The following is a 4,420-nucleotide window of genomic DNA, read 5'->3' as shown; positions in this document are numbered from 1 at the left end:
GAATCCGAGCGCTTCCAGGCCGTGATCCAGCTGGTGCACCGCTATGGCGCGGCGATCATCGTCATGTGCATCGATGAGGACAAGCAGCAGGCGCAGGCCGTCACTCGCCAGCGCAAGCTGCAAGTCGCCGAGCGCTCGTACAAGCTGCTCACTGAGAAGTACGGCATCGAGCCCGAAGACATCATCTTCGATCCGCTGGTCTTCCCGGTCGGCACCGGCGACAAAAACTATATCGGCGCCGGCATCGAAACCATCGAAGGCATTCGGCTGATCAAAGAGGCGATGCCCCGATGCAAAACCAGTCTCGGCATCTCCAATGTGTCGTTCGGACTGCCTGAGGCGGGACGCGAAGTGCTGAACGCCGTGATGCTTTATCATTGCGTGCAGGCGGGTCTCGATCTCGCGATCGTTAACTCCGAAAAGCTTCATCGCTACCCGTCGATTCCTGAAGAGGAACGCAAACTCGCCGAGGATCTGATCTGGTGGCGTGGCGACGATCCAATCGCCGCCTTCGCCGCGCATTTCCGGGAGCGCAAAAGCACCGTCACTGCCGAGGATCGCAAGTCGATGCCGCTCGACGATCGTCTCGCTCGTTACATCCTCGAAGGTTCCAAGGACGGACTTGTCGATGACCTCAACGAGGCGCTGACCACGCGCGGAGCGCTCGAGATCATCAACGGCCCGTTGATGAAGGGCATGGACGAGGTCGGACGCCTGTTCAACGCAAATCAGATGATCGTCGCTGAAGTTCTGCAATCGGCCGAGGCGATGAAGGCCGCGGTCACTCATCTCGAACCGCACATGGAGAAGTCCGAGAGCTCGACCAAGGGCAAGATTATTCTCGCGACCGTCAAGGGCGACGTCCACGACATCGGCAAGAACCTGGTCGAGATCATTCTCAGCAACAACGGCTACCGCGTCGTCAATCTCGGCATCAAGGTGCCGCCCGAGGAACTGATCAAGGCGTTCCGCGAGCACGGCCCCGACGCGATCGGACTCTCGGGCTTGCTCGTGAAGTCGGCGCAGATGATGGTCGCGACGGCACAGGATCTGAAAACCGCGGGCATCGATTGTCCGATCCTGGTCGGCGGCGCCGCGCTGTCGAACCGATTCACGCGGATGAAGATCGCGCCCGAGTATCCGGGTCTCGTCGCATACGCCAACGACGCGATGAACGGGCTGGACCTCGCGAATCAAATAATGGACTTCGAGCGGCGCGAATCGCTCAAGCACGTGCTCGCCGAGCAGTCGAAAAAGATGCTCGAGACCGCGCCGAAGGTCGTCGATGCGCCCGCGGATGCGACGCTGCGCACTTCAGCGGTGCGGCGCGACGTCGAAATTCCGAAGCCGCCTGACCTCAAGACTCATGTGATCCGCAACTACGATCTCGGCGAGATTTTCGAGTACATCAATCCCAAGAGTCTCTACTCCAAGCATCTCGGGTTTCAGAACTACGTCGAGGCGTTCGAGGCCGGCGACCCGAAAGCGCGCGACCTTCACGCCCGCGTCGAGGAAGTCGCGCAACAGATGCTGGCGCGCAGCGACATTTCTGCGAACGCCGTTTACAGATTTTTTCCGGCGCAATCCGACGGCGACCGCAACGTCATGATTTACTCGCCCGACGGAAAAACGGTCCTCGAGTCTTTCACCTTCGGCCGCCAGAGTGACGCGCCGCATTTGTGTCTCGCCGACTACGTCGCGTCACGCGACTCCGGCCGCACCGACTATCTGTGCATGTTCGTCACGACCATCGGCAGCGGCGTGCGCGCTCTCGCTGAGGATTGGAAAAACAAGGGCGACTATCTCCGCTCGCACATCCTGCAGGTGCTCGCGAACGAAGGCGCGGAGGCGTTCGCCGAGTTGCTGCATCTTAAGATTCGACAGATGTGGGGAATCGGCGATCCGCCGGGACTCTCGCTCAAGGATCTCGTGCAGGCGCACTATCACGGCAAGCGTTTCTCGTTCGGCTATCCTGCGTGTCCCCGTATGGAGGATCAGGAGCAGTTGTTCCGGCTGCTCGAGGTAGAGAAAAATGCGATTGGCGTTCAGCTCACCGACGGCTTCATGATGGACCCCGAAAGCGCCGTCAGCGCGTTCGTCCTCCATCATCCCGAGGCAAAATATTTCAGCCTCTCACCAGCCGACATCGAGCGGCTCGAGCGCGAATTCGATGCGGCCGCGGTCAAGCGCGCCGCCAGCTAGCTATTTGAGCGAATCTTAGTGCGTCTTGCTGCGTAGTTCGCGCTCGGCCAGTTCGAGATCTCCTTCGATCATCAATTCAGCAAGCTTTTCGAACTTCACCTTCGGCGTCCAACCGAGTTGGCGCTTTGCCTTGGAGGCGTCGCCGATCAACAAATCGACTTCCGCTGGACGGAAAAACCGCTGGTCGATCTCGACGTGATCCTGCCATTTCAGTTTCAGGCGATCGAACACAACCTCGAGGAATTCCTGCACCGAATGAGTCTCGCCGGTCGCGACTACGTAATCGTCGGGCTGCTCCTGCTGCAACATCAGCCACATTGCTTCGACATAGTCGCCGGCAAATCCCCAGTCGCGGCGCGCATCGAGGTTCCCCAGTGACAGCTTTTCCTGGATGCCCAGTTTGATTCGCGTCGCGCTGCGCGTGATCTTGCGCGTCACGAAATTTTCGCCGCGCCTGGGCGACTCGTGGTTGAAAAGAATCCCATTGCACGCGAACAGCCCGTACGCCTCGCGATAATTTACCGTCTGCCAGTGCGCGTAAACCTTGGCGCACGCATAAGGACTACGCGGATGAAACGGCGTGGTCTCGCGTTGCGGTTGTTCGGTAACTTTACCGAACATCTCGGACGAACCCGCCTGGTACAGCTTCGAGGCACGCCCGCGACGCTTGTTGTGATCGCGCAACGCCTCGAGCAATCGCAGCGTCCCCAGGCCGACCACGTCGGCGGTATATTCGGGTTGGTCGAACGAGATGCGCACGTGCGATTGCGCGGCGAGATTGTAAACCTCGTCGGGACGCACCTGCTCGATGATTCGTCGAAGGCCGGTGCCGTCACCGAGGTCGCCGTAGTGCAGTTGCAGCCCTTCGGAACCCGGCTCGAAGCCCTTGCGCAGATGATCGATTCGTCCGGTCGCGAAACTCGAAGTGCGGCGCACCATGCCGTGCACTTCGTAACCCTTCTTAAGCAGAAACTCGGCGAGATACGAACCGTCCTGTCCGGTCACGCCGGTGATGAGTGCTACTTGTGCCATCTGTGCCAGCTACATCCCGCGTCGCGGGTGACGGAAAAATATACCACGTCCTCGCGACGGCAAAGAACCAGCCTCCTGCCACCAAAAAAAAGCGCGGCGTATTTTCGCCGCGCCTATGCATGATATCGACAGATTCGCGCGAGTGACGGATTCAGTCGCCGGGCACCAGCCGATGCGAATCGCTGTCGAAGTGCTGGGTGGAAAATTCAAACAGTTCGGCGTCTTCGATCGCTTCCATCTGATGCACCATTCCGATCGGGACGTCCATGCATTCGCCCGCGAGCAGTTCGAACTCCTCGATCGTGGCGCTCTCGGGCGACTCCTTTACCCGCACGAGCAGCTTTCCGCTGCGCAGGTAAAACGATTCGGTCTTGAGCTTGTGGTAATGCAGCGAGCACTTCTTACCCTTGCGTATTTCCAGGATTTTCCCGCAGTAAAGATCGCCGTTAGCGATCCATACCTCGCGCCCCCATCCCTTTGGCACAATCCGCACCGGCTTTCTTGCACGATTCATCTTTTCTCCAGCTGATTTTACGTCGCGACGCCGGCCAGCATCGAGCCAAACATGCGGGTGACTTTGAGCCGATCGAAACGCATCTCTGCCAGACGGCGCGCCCGCGCTCCCATCTGCTTGAGATGTTCCGGCGAATCGACGGCCGCGCGAATCGCCGCGACCAGAGCCTCGACGTTGCCCGGCCGCACGACGAACCCAACTGCGTCTTCGCGCGCGATTAGCGCCACCTCGGCGGTTTCTTCCATCATCGCGATGAACGGGCGCCCCGCGGCCAGGATTCCGTAAATCTTGCTCGGCACCAGGCATCCCGCCGCGCCCGCTGCGAGCGGAATGAGATGCAGATCGGCGGCCCCCAGCGACTCGGCCAGCTTGTCCAGCGGTTGGTATGGCAGGAACTTCACATTCGTCAATCCCATCGCGCTCGCCCGCTCCTGGAGCCACTTCTTGCGCGCGCCTTCACCGATCATCGCGAACAGTATTCGATCGTCGTCGCGCAGCCTATCGGCTGCCTCGAGCACGGCCTCGAGCTCCTGTGACAGTCCGATGTTCCCCGAATACATCACGACAAACTTGTCGCCGAAACTTCGGCGAAGCGGATTGCTGTCGAGCGGATGGATTCGCCCGCAGTCCACCCAATCCGGAACCACCACCACCTTGTTCGCCGGCACGCCC

4 protein-coding genes are annotated in these 4,420 nt (G+C 60.0%); 1 reads left to right on the top strand and 3 read right to left on the bottom strand.

Annotation, left to right across the window (positions count from 1 at the left end):
* Window positions 1–2,202 (top strand): vitamin B12 dependent-methionine synthase activation domain-containing protein (locus tag VIW95_RS05745; RefSeq protein WP_331584468.1); only part of this gene is annotated, 2,202 nt, incomplete at its 5' end.
* 15 nt (window positions 2,203–2,217) lie between these two features.
* Here VIW95_RS05745 and gmd read toward each other — a convergent pair.
* The 3 genes from gmd to VIW95_RS05730 form a co-directional block, all read right to left on the bottom strand.
* Entirely contained in the window at window positions 2,218–3,234 is a 1,017-nt protein-coding gene (gmd, locus tag VIW95_RS05740) for a GDP-mannose 4,6-dehydratase (RefSeq protein WP_331584467.1), read from the bottom strand.
* A 151-nt stretch (window positions 3,235–3,385) separates the two neighbouring features.
* A complete protein-coding gene (locus tag VIW95_RS05735; protein WP_331584466.1) occupies window positions 3,386–3,748 on the bottom strand; it encodes a cupin domain-containing protein in 363 nt (120 codons plus the stop codon).
* Between the two features lie 17 nt (window positions 3,749–3,765).
* A partial coding sequence (locus VIW95_RS05730; RefSeq protein ID WP_331584465.1) for a glycosyltransferase family 4 protein occupies window positions 3,766–4,420 on the bottom strand: 655 nt, incomplete at its 5' end.

It is taken from the genome of Binatus sp. (SeqCode) (genome assembly GCF_036522015.1).
In the GTDB taxonomy this organism is placed as follows: domain Bacteria; phylum Desulfobacterota; class Binatia; order Binatales; family Binataceae; genus Binatus.
The sequence above is the reverse complement of the archived record's forward strand: the minus strand, read 5'-3'. Positions and strand labels throughout refer to the sequence as shown.